The organism is Streptomyces sp. NPDC050997 (genome assembly GCF_040660135.1).
Lineage (GTDB): Bacteria > Actinomycetota > Actinomycetes > Streptomycetales > Streptomycetaceae > Streptomyces.
In genome coordinates this window covers 13555-28107 of the sequence record NZ_JBFAGK010000029.1, presented here as the reverse complement: position 1 = coordinate 28107, position 14553 = coordinate 13555, and the positions used below count along the sequence as shown (strand labels likewise).

General features: G+C 71.9%; 15 protein-coding genes and 1 pseudogene. 7 read left to right on the top strand and 9 right to left on the bottom strand.

Features of this window, described 5'->3' with window-relative positions; genetic code table 11:
- Positions 1 to 34: 34 nt before the first annotated feature.
- From AB0H86_RS39745 to AB0H86_RS39725, 5 genes are all read right to left on the bottom strand, one after another.
- The gene (locus tag AB0H86_RS39745) at positions 35 to 331 is read right to left on the bottom strand and encodes a hypothetical protein (RefSeq protein ID WP_362450273.1); all 297 of its coding nucleotides are present in this window, start codon (positions 329 to 331) and stop codon (positions 35 to 37) included.
- Between the two features lie 164 nt (positions 332 to 495).
- Positions 496 to 828, bottom strand: a complete 333-nt coding sequence (locus AB0H86_RS39740) for a DUF202 domain-containing protein (RefSeq protein ID WP_362450270.1) — start codon at positions 826 to 828, stop codon at positions 496 to 498.
- The gene (locus tag AB0H86_RS39735) at positions 825 to 1217 is read right to left on the bottom strand and encodes a DUF202 domain-containing protein (RefSeq protein WP_362450267.1); all 393 of its coding nucleotides are present in this window, start codon (positions 1215 to 1217) and stop codon (positions 825 to 827) included. Before AB0H86_RS39735 ends, AB0H86_RS39740 begins: the two co-directional genes overlap by 4 nt.
- 193 nt (positions 1218 to 1410) lie before the next feature.
- Entirely contained in the window at positions 1411 to 1926 is a 516-nt protein-coding gene (locus AB0H86_RS39730) for an NUDIX domain-containing protein (protein WP_362450265.1), read from the bottom strand.
- 14 nt (positions 1927 to 1940) lie between these two features.
- Positions 1941 to 2834 carry a DMT family transporter gene (locus AB0H86_RS39725; RefSeq protein WP_362450263.1) on the bottom strand — a complete coding sequence of 298 codons (894 nt, stop codon included), beginning with the start codon at positions 2832 to 2834 and terminating at the stop codon, positions 1941 to 1943.
- Positions 2835 to 3483: 649 nt separating this feature from the next.
- Between AB0H86_RS39725 and AB0H86_RS39720 the strand changes: the two genes are divergently transcribed.
- The 6 genes from AB0H86_RS39720 to AB0H86_RS39695 all read left to right on the top strand — a co-directional run bounded on the left by AB0H86_RS39720 (position 3484) and on the right by AB0H86_RS39695 (position 10911).
- On the top strand, positions 3484 to 4428 hold the full coding sequence (locus AB0H86_RS39720; protein ID WP_362450262.1) for a hypothetical protein: 945 nt from the start codon (positions 3484 to 3486) through the stop codon (positions 4426 to 4428).
- 31 nt (positions 4429 to 4459) lie between these two features.
- On the top strand, positions 4460 to 6001 hold the full coding sequence (locus tag AB0H86_RS39715) for an APC family permease (protein WP_362450259.1): 1542 nt from the start codon (positions 4460 to 4462) through the stop codon (positions 5999 to 6001).
- A 229-nt stretch (positions 6002 to 6230) separates the two neighbouring features.
- Positions 6231 to 6974: a molybdopterin-dependent oxidoreductase gene (locus AB0H86_RS39710; protein ID WP_362450437.1), complete on the top strand. Its 744-nt coding sequence runs from the start codon at positions 6231 to 6233 to the stop codon at positions 6972 to 6974.
- Positions 6975 to 6976: 2 nt separating this feature from the next.
- Positions 6977 to 7603: a cytochrome b/b6 domain-containing protein gene (locus AB0H86_RS39705; RefSeq protein WP_362450257.1), complete on the top strand. Its 627-nt coding sequence runs from the start codon at positions 6977 to 6979 to the stop codon at positions 7601 to 7603.
- Between the two features lie 411 nt (positions 7604 to 8014).
- Complete coding sequence (locus AB0H86_RS39700) at positions 8015 to 8824, top strand: MHYT domain-containing protein (protein WP_362450255.1); 810 nt, start codon at positions 8015 to 8017, stop codon at positions 8822 to 8824.
- 47 nt (positions 8825 to 8871) lie between these two features.
- Positions 8872 to 10911, top strand: a complete 2040-nt coding sequence (locus AB0H86_RS39695) for a nitrate- and nitrite sensing domain-containing protein (protein ID WP_362450253.1) — start codon at positions 8872 to 8874, stop codon at positions 10909 to 10911.
- A gap of 35 nt (positions 10912 to 10946) precedes the next feature.
- Here the strand turns inward: AB0H86_RS39695 and AB0H86_RS39690 are convergent.
- From AB0H86_RS39690 to AB0H86_RS39680, 3 genes and pseudogenes are all read right to left on the bottom strand, one after another.
- Positions 10947 to 11117 (bottom strand): annotated as a pseudogene (locus AB0H86_RS39690) (gluconate 5-dehydrogenase); the annotation flags it as partial.
- Between the two features lie 37 nt (positions 11118 to 11154).
- Positions 11155 to 12552 carry a gluconate:H+ symporter gene (locus AB0H86_RS39685; RefSeq protein WP_362450251.1) on the bottom strand — a complete coding sequence of 466 codons (1398 nt, stop codon included), beginning with the start codon at positions 12550 to 12552 and terminating at the stop codon, positions 11155 to 11157.
- Positions 12553 to 12605: 53 nt separating this feature from the next.
- Entirely contained in the window at positions 12606 to 13187 is a 582-nt protein-coding gene (locus AB0H86_RS39680) for a gluconokinase (RefSeq protein WP_362450249.1), read from the bottom strand.
- Positions 13188 to 13337: 150 nt separating this feature from the next.
- Between AB0H86_RS39680 and AB0H86_RS39675 the strand changes: the two genes are divergently transcribed.
- Positions 13338 to 14039, top strand: a complete 702-nt coding sequence (locus AB0H86_RS39675; protein ID WP_362450247.1) for a FadR/GntR family transcriptional regulator — start codon at positions 13338 to 13340, stop codon at positions 14037 to 14039.
- Between the two features lie 34 nt (positions 14040 to 14073).
- On the opposite strand, the gene AB0H86_RS39670 is transcribed toward AB0H86_RS39675, so the two are convergent.
- The gene (locus AB0H86_RS39670) at positions 14074 to 14475 is read right to left on the bottom strand and encodes a YchJ family metal-binding protein (RefSeq protein ID WP_362450245.1); all 402 of its coding nucleotides are present in this window, start codon (positions 14473 to 14475) and stop codon (positions 14074 to 14076) included.
- Positions 14476 to 14553 lie beyond the last annotated feature (78 nt).

The window sequence follows — 14553 nt, the reverse complement described above, 5'->3', positions numbered from 1 at the left end:
CTGTCGGCAGGCCGTTTCGGTCAGGCGGGCCGGCTCAGTGGTCGTCCCAGTGGCCTTCGTGCTCGGCGTGCCGGTGGCCGTCGTGGAGGTAGTCGACGTGGTCGCCGTGCAGCACGCTGTCGTGCCCGCAATCCTGCCCGTGCCGGTGATCGTGGCCCTGGTGCGAGACATGTTCGGCGGGCTCGCACTCGTCCCAGTGGCCGCCGTGCTCGCGGTGCAGATGCCCGTCGTGCGCGTAGTCGAGGTGATCGTCGTGCGGCACCTCGGTGTGCCCGCAACCCGGGCCGTGGGTGTGCGGGTGGGAAAGGTGTTCCTGGTGGGGGGTGGTCATGGTGCTCACCTTCGAAGGTGGGGGGTGATGACCTCGGACAGGCTGCCATGGGCGCGGCGCATATCCGGCGATTCGTCCCTCGTGGCGTCCGGGGCGGGCGGGTGGGCCCGGACCGGTCGCCCCGGAACCCCTCGGGAGCGGCTGGAATGGCGGCTGGGGAGTGGCTAGAAGACGAGCGCCACCGCGCAGACGGCCAGCGCCACCGTCAGGAGCGCCCCCGTCGTCGCGTGCCGCGGGGTCATCGCCGTGGGGTGGCTCGTCGCCGACAGGACTTGGATTCGGCGGTGGGCGACGAGCAGGAAGCCCAGCCACAGGGCGCCGCACAGCGCGCAGACGGTGACAGAGGCCACCGAGGCCCCGCCGTGCAGCGCGGTCTTCATGGCCAGCAGGGCGGCCACCGTGCTGGACAGGGTCGTACGCCGCCAGGCGAGCCGGGTCCGCTCCGGCTGGAGCCCGGGATCCCGGTCCGCGCACTCCTGGGGGGCCGTCCCGCTCACCCCTCCCACCCGACGAGCACCACGAAGACCATCGCGACGGCCACGACCGCGACCGCCAGGCTCAGCAACGCCGGGAACCGGGACACCGGCAGGTCCTCGCCCCGGCGCATGGCCCGTTCGCAGCGCACCCAGTGGTTGACCGCCCGCAGCGAGCACAGCACGCCCGCCGCGAGCAGCGCCAGCGCGAGCCCGACCCGCCAGCCCCAGCGCAGGTCCGGCAGGAACTGGTCCACGGCGAAGCCGCCGCCGATCAGAGCGAGCGCGGTGCGCAGCCATGCGAGGAAGGTGCGCTCGTTCGCCAGGGAGAAGCGGTAGTCGGGGGTGCCGCCCTCCTGCCGGAGATCCCGGGGGGCGAACCACAACCGAACGTTCTGTGCGAAACCGATCACGTTGTGGACCCTACCCGGCCGCTGCGCTGGGCTTGGGCCGGGCTCTTGGGGTGGCCGTCCACGGGGGCTGCCGCCCCCGGGCCCCCGCTTCGGCCTGAACGGCCTCGTCCTCAAACGCCGGACGGGCTGATGGTGGCTCGGGCCGTCGAACGGCCGCGGGCAGTCGGTTGTCCCGGGCCCTCGATCGGCTCGCTCACCCCGCCGAGCGGTGCGCTTTCAGCCGCTCGTACGCCGCCAACCCGTCCGGTACCCACTGCCACTCCCGCAGGCGGCGCTCGACCTCGTCCTCGGGCAGGAAGGCGTGCCAGGCCACCTCCTCGACCTGGGGGCTGACCGGGAGGTCGCAGCGGACCTCGTACACGGCCGACCACCAGGTCCGTCCGGCGCCGTCGTCGTAGAGGAACCTGAAGAGGTGTTCGGGGCGGGGCAGGCCCGTCACGCCCAGTTCCTCCTCGGCCTCGCGCAGGGCCGCGTCGTCGTAGGACTCGCCCGCGCCGACCACTCCGCCGACGAACATGTCGTACAGGGAGGGGAAGACCAGCTTGGTCGGTGTGCGGCGGTGGACGAAGAGCCGGCCCGTCGCGTCCCGGGCCTGGATGAAGACGCAGCGGTGGCGCAGGCCCTGCGCGTAGGCCTCGCCGCGCGGGGACTGCCCGATGACCTGGTCGTTCTCGTCGACGATGTCGAGGATCTCGTCAGCAGCGCTCATGGCTCCATACAACCTCAGCGCGGCTGCAGGTCCCGGGTCCGCTCGGGCGGCGTCGCGCCGCGCGGCATCGCCGGGTGCAGGCCCAGCAGCACGATGCCGGCCACGATCGCCGCGAGCCCCGCCGCCTCCCAGGCCAGCGCGCCGGTGTCGGTGCGCAGCCGGTCGCCGAGGAAGCCGACGCCGCAGACGATCCCGGCCAGCGGCTGGGCCGCCGTCAGGGCGGGCAGCGACATGCGCAGGGGCGCCGTCTCGAACGCGCTCTGCACCAGGACCAGGCCGGTGACGCCGAGCACGAGTACGGCGTACGGCTGCCAGTCGGTCAGTACCTCGACGAGGCCGCCCTCCGAGAACCGCTGCCCGGTCACCCGGGTCAGGGCGTCCTGCACGCCGTACAGCAGACCGGCCGCCAGCCCCAGCAGTACCGGGGCGGAGCTGAGCCGGGAGTGTTTCGCGTGCGTCGTGAGCAGCAACGCGAGGCCGATCATCACGCCGATGATCAGCCAGTGGCGCAGCGGGTCGGTGACCGCGGTGCCGCCGCGTGGCTCGCCCGCCACGATGAACGCGGTCACCCCGCCGGCCAGCAGCAGAAGGCCGGCCCAGCCCTGGCGGCCCACCGGCTGCTTGCTCTGCCTGCGGGAGAGGGCGAGGGCGAACAGCAGGTTCGTCGCCAGGAGGGGTTCCACCAGGGAGATCTCGCCCTTGCCCAGCGCGATCGCGCCGAGGATCATGCCGGCCGCCATCAGACCGATGCCGCCGAGCCAGCGCGGCACCTTCATCAGGTCCAGGAGGAGTCGGGGCGACAGGAAGTCGCTCAGCGGTGCCTGGCGGGCAGCGTTCTGCTGGAGCACGAACCCGAAGCCCAGACAGCAGGCCGCGCTCACGGCGAGAACAAGAACCAGTACCGACACGCTGCGTACCTCGATCATCCGGCCGGGCCACGGGGTGCGTAGGGGGCTGACTTTAGCGGCCCAGGGCCCGGCTTGCCCCTGGGAGTACCCGGATTCGGGCGTTCGACTCGGTCACGCCGCCCGGTCGATCGAAGGCGGGACCGCGTCCGTCCTGCCATGGTGCGATGCCGGGCCGATCGACGCCATGGCGTACGCCACAGACACCGCCCCTGACTCGGGGCCGCCCCCGTCCTGTGATTCACAAGTCCCCTGTGAATGACAGGAGTTGACGCGTGTAACGTCCCTGTGGGCCTTGACGGAAACCATTGGCTGGGGATTGGCTGTGCGTGATCAGCTGACGACGAGCCGCGACGTCCGGACCAGGCGACCGGCCGGTACGTCGGCACAACCGACCATGAGCCGCGTCGCGTGAGGAAGTCCCCGCGGTGTCCCCACCCCCGCCCCACGGCCCCGAGGCCTGCCGTTCGGATCACACCTTGGCCGAGGAGGCCGGCGCGCACCCACCAGGAAAGGTGACCGGTATCGCGTCGGCCCCCCCCTCGCCGCCCCGCAGTCGCACGCTCCCCCCGGCCCCCGGCCTCGCTCGGGCCGGGGGAATCCCCATGACCCCTCTCATCCGCGCTTCCAGGCGCCGTCCCGCGGAGCCGACGTGATCCGAAAGTCAGGACTCAGCCGCAAGCGTGCCGCCGCCCACGCGCTCGACGCCGCCCTGGACGACACCGAACTCGTGTCCGCGCGTGCCGCCTTGGCGCAGGGGCGATGGCAGGCGGCCCGCGCGCTGCTGGCCGCCACGGGCGACGACTGGGACCGCCGGGGGCACCGGGTGACGGTTCTCGCCCTGGAGCCCTACTGCGCCGCCTGGGCGGGCGACTGGCTGCTCGCCGAGCCCGACTCCGCCGACGCCGCCGTCCTGCTCGCCCTCGCGCAGGTCCGGGGCGCCCTGCGGGGCAAGGAGAGACCCGCCCGGGCCCGCGAGGCCTGCCGGTCCGCCGCCGCACTCGCGCCCGCCGACCCCACCCCCTGGCTCGGGCTGCTCCTGCTGGAGCACGCCCTGGGCTCCGCCGACGAGGTCGGCGGGCTGTTCGGCGAGGTCCGCGCCCGGCACCCCGACCACCACCACGCCCACCATCTGATGGTCGCCCGCCTCGCCGAACACCGCGCCGACGCCGGCCCGGACCCGTTGCACGAGGTCTACGAGTTCGCCGCCTGGGCCGCCGAACAGGCACCCGCCGACTCCCCGCTCGCGATCCTGCCGGTCGTGGCGCACGCCGAGCGCTACCGCGCCCTAGCCGCCGCCGGCCACGAGCCCCCCGACCCGGCGGCCTCCCTCCACTGGACCGGCCGCCGGGCCCGGCAGGTGATGAAGGCCGCCTTCGACTGGTGGCTGGAGTGGGAGCAGGAGGGCCACCCCCGCCGACTGGTCGACCTCAACTTCCTCGCCCACGCCAAGGTCCACGAGGGCCGGGGCGCCGAGGCCGCCGCCCTGTTCCACCGCATCGGCGAGCACCCCACCCCGGCTCCCTGGTCGTACCCGGACCGTGAGCCGTACACCGCCTTCCGCGCCGCACGCGACCACGCGCTCGGCACGGCGTAACGCCCCTTCCCCGAACAGGACGGTCTTCCCCGTGACAACGGACAGCTCCAACACCACAAGAACCACCGGAGACGGCATCAGTACGTTCAAGGGCCAGGAGCGGGCCCTGCGCGCCGACCGCCTCGGGACCGGGGGCCTGCTGCTCTCCGTCCTCGCCGCGACCGCCCCCCTCATGGTCGTCGCGGGTGTCATGCCCACCACATTCGCGGTGATGGGCATCGTCGGACAGCCGCTCCTCTTCGTCCTCCTCGGCGTGGTCCTCGTCCTGTTCGGCGTCGGCTACGCGGAGATGAGCCGGCACGTCCACAACGCGGGCGCCTTCTACGCGTACATCTCCCGCGGCCTCGGCGCCACGGCGGGAGCGAGCGCGGCGCTCGTCGCCCTCGTCGCCTACAACGCCCTCCAGGTCGGCATCTACGGGATCTTCGGCTTCGAGGTCTCCGGCCTGTTCTCCACCTATGCCGATCTCCAGGTGGCCTGGTGGATACCGGCCCTGCTGGCCGCGCTGGCCGTCGGCGCGCTCGGCTGGCTGAAGATCGACGTCAACGCTCGCGTGCTCGGCGTTCTGCTGGTCATCGAGGTCGCCCTGGTCGTGATCTTCGACATCGCGGCGGTCGCCGACCCCGGCAAGGAGGGCCTGTCCCTGCACGCCTTCAACCCGGACACTCTCAGCGGCGCCGGGGTCGGCACCGCGCTGTGCTTCTGCATCGCCGCCTTCCTCGGCTTCGAGCAGGCGCCCGTGTACGCCGAGGAGACCAGCAGGCCGCACATCCTGGTGCCGCGCGTGATGTTCCTCGCGGTCGGCGGGGTCGCCGTCTTCTTCGCGCTCAGCAGCTGGGCCCTCACCGTCGCCGCCGGCCCCTCCGCCATCGTCGGCGAGTCGCAGAAGCAGAGCGCCGGACTGCTGTTCTCCCTCACCGAGTCCCGCCTCGGCGGTACCTTCACCGACGTCCTGCACATCCTGTTCGTGACCGGCATGTTCGCCGCCCTGCTCAGCTTCCACAACGTCGTCGCCCGGTACGCCTTCGCCATGGGCCGCGAAGGCCTGCTGCCGGCCGCGTTCGGCCGTACGACCGGCGCCAGCGGCGCCCCCGGCACCGGGTCGCTGCTCCAGACGGCCGTCTCCGTGGTGATCGTGATCGCCTTCGCGGTCGCCGACGACAAGCCGGCCGGCGATCCGACCGGACCCGTCCTGCACCTGTTCACCTGGTTCGGCAACATCGGGGCGCTCGGCGTGATCGTGCTGATGGCGGCGGCCTCGTTCTCGGTCGTGGTGTTCTTCGCCCGGCGCGGGGCCGCGGGCGCCCAGGCCGGGCGGCTGCTCACCTCCGCCGTCGCGGGCGTCGCCCTGCTGGTGATCGCCGGCTACACGGTCAAGGACTTCGACGTCCTGGTCGGGGCGGGTCCGGACTCCTCGCTCAGCTGGGTCCTGCCCGGCATCATCGCTCTCGCCCTGATCATCGGCCTGGTGCAGGGCGTGGTCCTGCGGGCCCGCCGTCCCGAGGCGCACGCCCGCATCGGGCTCGGCAACGAGGCGTTCCAGCTGGAGAAGGCGGCGGAGCGGACGCCGTAGACCCGTCGTAGACCCTGAGAGCAGGGTGAGAAGTGGTTACGGAACTCTGACGAGCACCCGCGATCCCTGGTCGGGCGGGGGTCGCGAGTGCTCGAATAAGGAGGTGAACTCCGAACAGCCCGAGGAACCCGGCAGGCGCCGCCCCGAGGTACCCGGCACGAGCCGCGCCGAGGAGCCCGGCATGCGCCGCCCCGAGGAGCCGAGCCCGGAACGCCCCGAGGAGCCCGGCATGCGCCGCCCCGAGGAGCCGAGCCCGGAACGCCCCGAGGAGCGAGGTGCGCCGATCGGCCGGCGTGTCCTCCTCGGCACCCTCGGCCTGGGCGCGCTCGGCGTGGTCGCCGCACCCACCCTGCAACGCGGCCTTGAGGCCTTCCTCGGCAGCGCAGCCGACAAGGACCCGACCGGCCTGACCGGCCTGCTCCCGAACGGCGGCGGCTTCCGCTACTACTCCGTCACGTCGTCCGTGCCGAAGAAGACCGCGGCCACCTACCGCCTCACCGTCGGCGGCCTCGTCGACCACCCGCGGTCGTACACGCTGGACGACCTGCGGGCGCTGCCGCAGACCCGCATGATCAAGGACGTCCAGTGCGTCACCGGCTGGCGGGTCCCGGACACCCCCTTCGAGGGGGTACGCCTGTCCCGGCTCCTGGACGCCGCGGGAGTGCGCCCCTCGGCCGGGGCGGTGCGCTTCACCTGCTTCGACGGGGCGTACTCCGAGAGCCTCACCCTCGACCAGGCCCGCCGCGCGGACGTCCTGGTCGCCCTGCGCATGCAGGACAAGGACATCGGCCACTCCCACGGCGGCCCGGTCCGCCTCTACGTGGCGCCGATGTACTTCTACAAGTCCGCCAAGTGGCTGTCCGGCATCACCGTCACCGAGGACGTGAAGCCCGGCTACTGGGAGGAGCGCGGCTACGACGTCGACGCCTGGGTCGGCCGTTCGAACGGCCGCGACGACAAGCCCACGAGTTGACCATGAGCCTGGAAACCGACACCCCGACTCCGCACGCGTCCCGTATCCGCCGCTTCGGCCGCGCCCAGCGGTGGGTGCACCGCGCCACGGCCGCGCTGATGGGCGTGTGCGTGGTGACGGCCGCCTGTCTGTACGTCCCCCAGATCGCCGAACTCGTCGGCCGCCGCGAGTTGGTGGTCCGCGTCCACGAGTGGGCCGGACTCGCCCTGCCGGTGCCGGTCCTGGCGGGCCTCGCCTCCCGCGCGTTCCGCGCCGACCTGCGCTTCCTGAACCGCTTCGGCCCGCACGACCGCGTCTGGCTGCGTGCCGCCCTGCGCCGCGACAAACGGTCCGCGTCCCGCCCGGCCGGCAAGTTCAACGCGGGCCAGAAGGTCTACGCGGCCTGGATCGCCGGCGCCACCCTGGTGATGCTGGGCACGGGACTGCTGATGTGGTTCACCCACCTCACCCCGATCCAGTGGCGCACCAGCGCGACCTTCGTCCACGACTGGCTCGCGCTCACCATCGGCATCGTTCTGGGCGGCCACATCGGCATGGCACTCGGCGACCCGGAGGCCCGCCGGGGCCTGCGGACGGGAAAGGTCAGCCGGGACTGGGCGGATCGGGAACATCCGCTGTGGCGCCCCTAGCCGGTTGTGCCTGTCTTCCCTGTCGTGCCTGTCGTGCCTGTCGTGCCTGTCGTTTTCTGACGGATCGTGAAACTGCCGTCGTCGCGGCCGACGAGGCCTCCAACACCGCCTTCCGGGGAGACTTTTCGGCCATGCTCGCGGTGCACGGAACTCCGCCGTTCCTGACCGTCCGCTGCCCGAGCCGACGACCGCGGGCGGGCGCGCGAACCCCCTCGGCAGTCAAGATGTGGGCAGGGTAAGGGGAATGTGAAGCACTTGCGCGCAAACGGGGCTGTAACCCTCACCGCAGTACGTTAATCCTCACCGACCTCCGGCGAGCAGTGGCTTGATCTGGTTCCTCCGGATCCCTTGGTTCCGTCGGTACCACTGTGCGCGCTGTGCTGTCCGCCCGGCGGGCGAGAGGAGTCTTCCGTGGGACACATGGACCACTTCAGCGCCGGATGGGTCACGCCGCTCCTGTCCTACGTCATGGCCTGCGTCGGCTCGGCGCTCGGCCTGCGATGCACCGTCAGGGCCCTTGATGCCGACGGGGCCTCGAAACGGAACTGGCTGCTGCTGGCCTCGTTCGCGATCGGCTCCGGCATCTGGACGATGCACTTCGTCGCGATGATGGGCTTCGGCGTGAAGGGCACCCCCATCCGCTACGACGTCCCGCTCACCGTGCTCAGCCTCGTCATCGCCATCGCCGTGGTCAGCGCCGGTGTCTTCACCTCCGGGTACGGGCGCTCGCGCGTGATGTCGGTGGTGCTCGGCGGGCTCGGTACCGGACTGGGTGTCGCCGCGATGCACTACACCGGCATGGCCGCGCTCAACCTGCACGGCACCGTCGACTACGACCCGCTCCTGGTCGCCGTCTCCGTCGCGATCGCCGTCGTCGCCGCGACCGCCGCGCTCACCCTCACCCTCATCGTGCGCGGCCCCGTCCTCACCGTCGTCGCCGCGCTCGTCATGGGGCTCGCGGTCAGCAGCATGCACTACACCGCCATGTACGCCGTCGACGTCAGTCTCGCTCCCAGCAGCGCGGAGCTGTCCGGGGCCACGGCCACCGAGTTCCTCTTCCCGCTCGCCGTGGTGCTCGGTTCGTTCCTCTTCCTCACCTCCGCGTACGTCGCGCTCTCTCCGACCGGCAAGCGCGCCGAGTCCGTCACCGCCGAACTGTTGCGCGAGGTCGAGCTCTCCACCGCGACCACCACCGAGCCCGCTCCCGCCCCCACCGCCTGAGCCGCAGCCCGCAGCGCCGAACGCACACACCCTCGGAGAGGTATCCCATGCGTGTCACCGATGCAACGGAACGGCTGCGCCCCAAATCGGTCCGTGCCAAGATCGTCGCCCTGCTCATGCTGCCCATCGTGTCCCTCATGGCGCTGTGGGGCTTCGCCGCGGTGACCACGGCCTCCAACATCGGTGGCACCGAGCGGGTCAAGGACGTCAACGCCGAACTCCTCGCCCCGGTCGACGAGTTCATCACCGCACTGCAGACCGAACGGACCGCCGCCACACGCCACGCGGCCACCCGGGACACGGACGGCCTCGACGCGCTCAAGGCGGCGGTCAGGACCAGCGACACGGCCGCCACCGCCTTCCGTGACGGCGCCGACGCCGCCACCGCGGACGCCGAACTCCTCGACTCCGGGCTGCCCGCCCGCATCGACCGCCTGGAGGCCGACGCGCGGGGACTCACCGCGCTGCGCGCGCGGACCGACGTGAAGGACGCCCCCCAGACGGCGTTCACCGCGTACTCGACGGTCATCGAGCACGCCTTCGCCGTCACCGGCGCGCTCACCGGCGAGAACGGCACCAACGCCGCGTCCGAGGCACGGGTCGTCCTCGAACTCGCCCGCGCCCGCGAGGCCGTGGCCCAGGAACAGGCCCTCCTCGCCGCGGGGAGCGGGGCCGGGAAGCTCACCACGGACCAGTACTCGCTGTTCGTCGGCGCCGTCGCCACCCAACGGGAGCTGCTGAAGCCCGCGGTAGCCGACCTGAAGTCGGCCCACCGGGCGGCGTACGACACGGTGCTGCGGAGCGCGAGTTACGCCGGGCTCGCGGCCGGTGAGGACCGGGTGCGAGGTGCCGGGCCCAACACCTTCCTCTCCACGGGCTTCCTGAGGGACTGGGACCAGGGTGCCGACCTCGTGCTGAAGGGGCTCGCCGAGGCCGAGTCGGGCGCCGGCACGGGGGCCACCGCCAAGGCGAACCCGTTCGGCTGGGGCACGCTGGGCGCCTCCGGCATCGCCGTCATCCTCGGTCTTGTGGGCCTGCTGCTGTCGCTGCTCGTGTCCGTGGGCGTCGGCCGGGGGCTCATCGTCGAACTGCTCGACCTGCGCAACGACGCCCTCGAAGTCGCCGGGCGCCGACTGCCGCGGGCGATGCGCAGACTGCACGCCGGACAGGGCGTGGACATCGACGCCGAGGCCCCGATGCGCCGCCTCGTCGGCGATGAACTCGCCCAGGTGGGCACGGCACTGACCGCGGTGCAGCGGGCCGCGCTGAAGGCCGCCTCCGAGCGCGCCGAACTGCTCAGCGGCATCTCCGGGGTGTACGTCAGCCTCGCCCGCCGCAGCCAGGTGCTGCTGCACCGCCAACTCGACCTGCTCCACCAACTGGAGCAGCGCCCGCGCGACCCGGCCGAGGTGCAGGAGCTGTACCAGATCGACTACCTCGCCACCCGGATGCGCCGCCACTCCGAGAGCCTGCTCATCCTGTCCGGCATCGCGCCCGGACGCGGCTGGCGCGACCCCATCCCGCTGGCGGACGTGTTGCGGGCCGCCGTCGCGGAGATCGAGCAGCCGGGCCGGGTCCAGATCTGGCCCCTACCGCGGGTCTCCCTCAACGGCGGCGCCGTGGCCGACGTCATCCACCTGCTCTCCGAACTCGTCGAGAACGCGGCCTCGTTCTCACCGCCCAGCGCGCATGTCCGGTTGCGGGCCGCCAGGTTGCGCGACGGCCTCCTCATCGAGATCGAGGACAGCGGCTTCGGCATGAACGAGGAGGCGCTGGCCGAGGCCAACCGCAAGATCCAGTCCGAGGACGTCGACCTGCTGGACGCCAAGCAGATCGGACTCTTCGTGGTCAACCGCATCGCCGCCCGGCAGGGCCTGAGAGTCGAACTGCGCTCCTCGCCGAGCGGCGGCGCCACGGCGGCCGTCCTCATCCGCGAGAACCTGATTCGCGACGACATGCCGGTGCACGATGCGACGCTCGCCGACGGCCAGGTCGCTGATGGCCAGGACGGCGGCCAGAACGGCGGCGGGGACGGCGGCCGGGCGCTGGCCCCCGCGGCGGCGTTGATCCCGCAGCAGCAGGGATAGCGGGCGCGCCGGTCGGTACCCGCTGTGAGGTCTCAGGGTGTGCCCACCCGCTGTTCGACATCAGCGATCCCGGCGGCGACCGACGGGCCGACGGTCACGTCGAACACGACCATGTGGACGTCGCCGGGCAGCAGCGCGGCGGCCTCGGTGAGGCGTTCGCCGTCCCGTCCGTCGAGGACGACCCGGCAGCCCGCCTCCGCGAGGCCGCTGATGCCGAACAGGGGGTGACTCGTCGCCGTACTCCTAGATAATCAGGGAAAGGAGCAGGACCAGGCCGCCCCCGACCACGGAGATGATCGTCTCCATGACCGACCAGGTCTTGACGGTCTGGCCGACGCTGAGGCCGAAGTACTCCTTCACCAGCCAGAACCCGGCGTCGTTGACATGGCTGAAGAACAGCGAGCCGGCGCCGATGGCGAGGACGAGCAGGGCGGTGTGGGTCGTCGACATGTCGGCCGCGAGTGGGGCGACCAGGCCGGCCGCCGAGATGGTCGCCACGGTCGCCGAACCGGTCGCCAGCCGTATCGCCACCGCGATCAGCCAGGCCAGCAGCAGCGCCGGGATCGACCAGTCCTTGGAGATGTCCAGGACCATCTGGCCGACGCCGGAGTCGATCAGCGTCTGCTTGAAGCCGCCGCCCGCGCCGACGATCAGCAGGATGCCCGCGATGGGCGCGAGCCCCTTCTCGACCAGCTGCGAAACCCGCTCCTTGGCGAACCCGGCGGGCCGCAGCAGCGTGAAGATGCCCACCAGCACAGCGGCGAGCAGCGCGATCAGCGGGGAGCCGGCGACGTCGAAGACACGCTGAACGGTGTTCTCGGGGTCATCGATGACGATGTCGACCAGCGCCTTGGCCAGCATCAGGACGACCGGCAGCAGGATCGTGGCCAGGGTCGCGCCGAAGCTGGGACGCCGCTCAAGTTCCTCGGAGGCGCGCTGCGGGACCATCCGGTCCGGAGCCGGGACGTCCACCCAGCGGGCGGCGACCTTCGAGAACAGCGGACCGGCGATGATCACGGTCGGAATGGCGACCAGGACGCCGAGCGCCAGGGTGACGCCGAGGTTGGCCTGGACCGCGTCGATCGCGACCAGCGGGCCGGGGTGCGGCGGGACCAGGCCGTGCATCACGGACAGGCCCGCGAGCGCCGGGATGCCGATCCGCATCAGCGAGTAGTTGCCCCGCTTGGCGACCATGAGGACGACCGGGATCATCAGCACCACGCCGACCTCGAAGAACAGCGGCAGACCGATCACCGAGGCGATCAGCACCATCGCCCACGGCATGGTGCGGCCGCTGGCCCGAGCCAGGATCGTGTCGACGATCTGGTCGGCGCCCCCGGAGTCGGCGAGCATCTTGCCGAGGATCGCGCCCAGGGCTATGAGCACGCCGACGCCGGCCACCGTCGACCCGAGTCCGGTGGTGAAGCTGAGGATCGTCTTGTCGAGCGGGGCCCCGGCGAACGCGCCGAGCGCCAGCGTCCCGAGGGTCAGCGACAGGAAGGCGTGGAGCTTGAACTTGGTGATGAGCAGGACGATGACGGCGATGCCCGCCAGAACGGCGATACCCAGCTGAGCATGGCCGGCCGAGGTGATCGGCTCGGGTGCGTCCGCTGCCAGTATCTCGACCCTGAGTCTGGTCACGGGGGAGTTCCCTTGCAAGTACGGGGATGGGGGAGGGGTGCTACCAGGGGGTGTTACTGAGGTGCGTCGGGAAGGGACGCTTCGGAAAGGGACGTTTCGGGGAGGGCGCCCGCGGGCGCGGAGGACGTGTCCGGGACGGTGTCCAGCGCGTCGGCCGCCCGTTCGGTGATCTCCTCCGGACTGCCGATGACGTCCACGACGACCCCGGCCTCGTCCGCGCCGAGCGGCTGGAGCGTGGCGAACTGGGAGTCCAGCAGCGCGGTCGGCATGAAGTGACCCTGCCGATGCGTCATACGGTCCTCGATCAGCGCCCGGTCGCCCGCGAGGTGCACGAACACGGCACCCGGGGCCGAGGCCCTGAGCCGGTCACGGTACGACCGCTTCAGCGCCGAACAGCTCACCACCCCGCCGAGCCCGGCCCGCCCGTGTGCCCAGTCCCCGATGGCGTCCAGCCACGGCCACCGGTCCGCGTCCTCGAGCGGGGTGCCGGCCGACATCTTGTCGATGTTGGCCTGCGGATGGAAGTCGTCGCCCTCGGCGTACGGGACGCCCAGCCGGGCCGCGAGCAGGGGACCGATCGTGGTCTTGCCCGTGCCGGCGACGCCCATCACCACGACGACGTGAGGGGTACGCATGAGTGCCTCGCTGTCTTCTTCGACATCCGACGTCGACATCTGACGTCGGCCACACTGAAACCTATTAGGTACGACGAATTCAAGTCTCTGTGACAAATAAGTCTGACCTTTTGTTCCTACGGCGTGCGGCGTGCCCCGTACGCTGAGTGCATGAGCACATCAGGCCGGGGGCTGCATGGCCAGGTCCTGGACACCCTCGGCCCGGCGATCACCGCGGGTGAGTACCAGCCGGGCAGTGTCCTGCGCACGGACGAACTCGCCCAGCGTTTCGACGTCTCACGTTCCGTGATGCGCGAGGCGGTGCGGGTCCTGGAGTCCATGCACCTGGTCGAGTCCCGCCGCCGGGTGGGCGTCACCGTGCTGCCCACGAACGAGTGGAACGTCTACGACCCCCAGGTCATCCGCTGGCGCCTGGCCGGCACCGACCGCCCGCGCCAGCTGCGCTCGCTCACGATGCTGCGCTCGGCGATCGAACCGGTCGCCGCGGGCCTCGCCGCCCGACACGCCACGGCGGAGCAGTGCGCCGAACTCACCGAGTGCGCCCTGGGCATGGTGGCCCACTCGCGCGGCCACCAGCTACAGGGCTACCTCCTCCACGACATCGCCTTCCACCGGGTGATCCTCAACGCCTCCGGCAACGAGATGTTCGCCCGCATCGGCGACGTCGTCGCCGAGGTCCTCGCGGGCCGAACCCAGCACGAGGTCATGTTCGAGGACCCCGACCCGCCCGCCGTCACCCTCCACGTCCAGGTCGCCGAGGCGGTCCGGGAGGGCGACGCGGCGCGCGCGGAGGAGCTGACCCGCCAGATCACGGTGGGCGCGCTCCACGAACTGGACATCCTGGCGCCGTAGCCCGACCGGCCCCCGACCCGCCCCGGTCGGCCCGCTACTGGTCGAGGAACTCCCCGTCCACGTACACCCAGGCCCCCTGTACCCGCTCGAACCGGCTGCGCTCGTGCAGCGACCCGCCCCGGAACGAGGCCCGGAAGGTCACGGTCCCCGTGGTGTGGAACGCGGACCCCTCCGTCGCCTCCAGGATCTCCAGCCCCGTCCACCGCGTCCCCGGATCGAGGTCGACCCGCGCGGGCCGGGCCCGGGGATGCCAGGTCCGCAGCAGATACGCCGCGTCCCCCTTCACGAAGGCGCAGTAGCGGGACCGCATCAGCGCCTCGGCGGTGGGAGCGGCGGCGCCCGCGTGGAACCGGCCGCAGCACGCGTCGTACGGCTCGGCACGCCCACAGGGGCAGTTACTGGCGGGTCGGGCGGAGCGGGTGCTGCGTCGGGACATGCGCCCATTGTGCCGCCGGCCCCCCGACGCCAGGCCACCGGTCCGTCACCGGACCCCCGTACGACGGCACCACCGGTT

Bases quoted from the DNA above. Each gene is read 5' to 3' on its own strand.
- AB0H86_RS39745 (WP_362450273.1), bottom strand. From the start codon at position 331: ATGACCACCCCCCACCAGGAACACCTTTCCCACCCGCACACCCACGGC.
- AB0H86_RS39730 (WP_362450265.1), bottom strand. From the start codon at position 1,926: ATGAGCGCTGCTGACGAGATCCTCGACATCGTCGACGAGAACGACCAG.
- AB0H86_RS39710 (WP_362450437.1), top strand. From the start codon at position 6,231: ATGCGCCGCCCCGAGGAGCCGAGCCCGGAACGCCCCGAGGAGCGAGGT.
- AB0H86_RS39705 (WP_362450257.1), top strand. From the start codon at position 6,977: ATGAGCCTGGAAACCGACACCCCGACTCCGCACGCGTCCCGTATCCGC.
- AB0H86_RS39695 (WP_362450253.1), top strand. From the start codon at position 8,872: ATGCGTGTCACCGATGCAACGGAACGGCTGCGCCCCAAATCGGTCCGT.
- AB0H86_RS39680 (WP_362450249.1), bottom strand. From the start codon at position 13,187: ATGCGTACCCCTCACGTCGTCGTGGTGATGGGCGTCGCCGGCACGGGC.
- AB0H86_RS39675 (WP_362450247.1), top strand. From the start codon at position 13,338: ATGAGCACATCAGGCCGGGGGCTGCATGGCCAGGTCCTGGACACCCTC.
- AB0H86_RS39670 (WP_362450245.1), bottom strand. From the start codon at position 14,475: ATGTCCCGACGCAGCACCCGCTCCGCCCGACCCGCCAGTAACTGCCCC.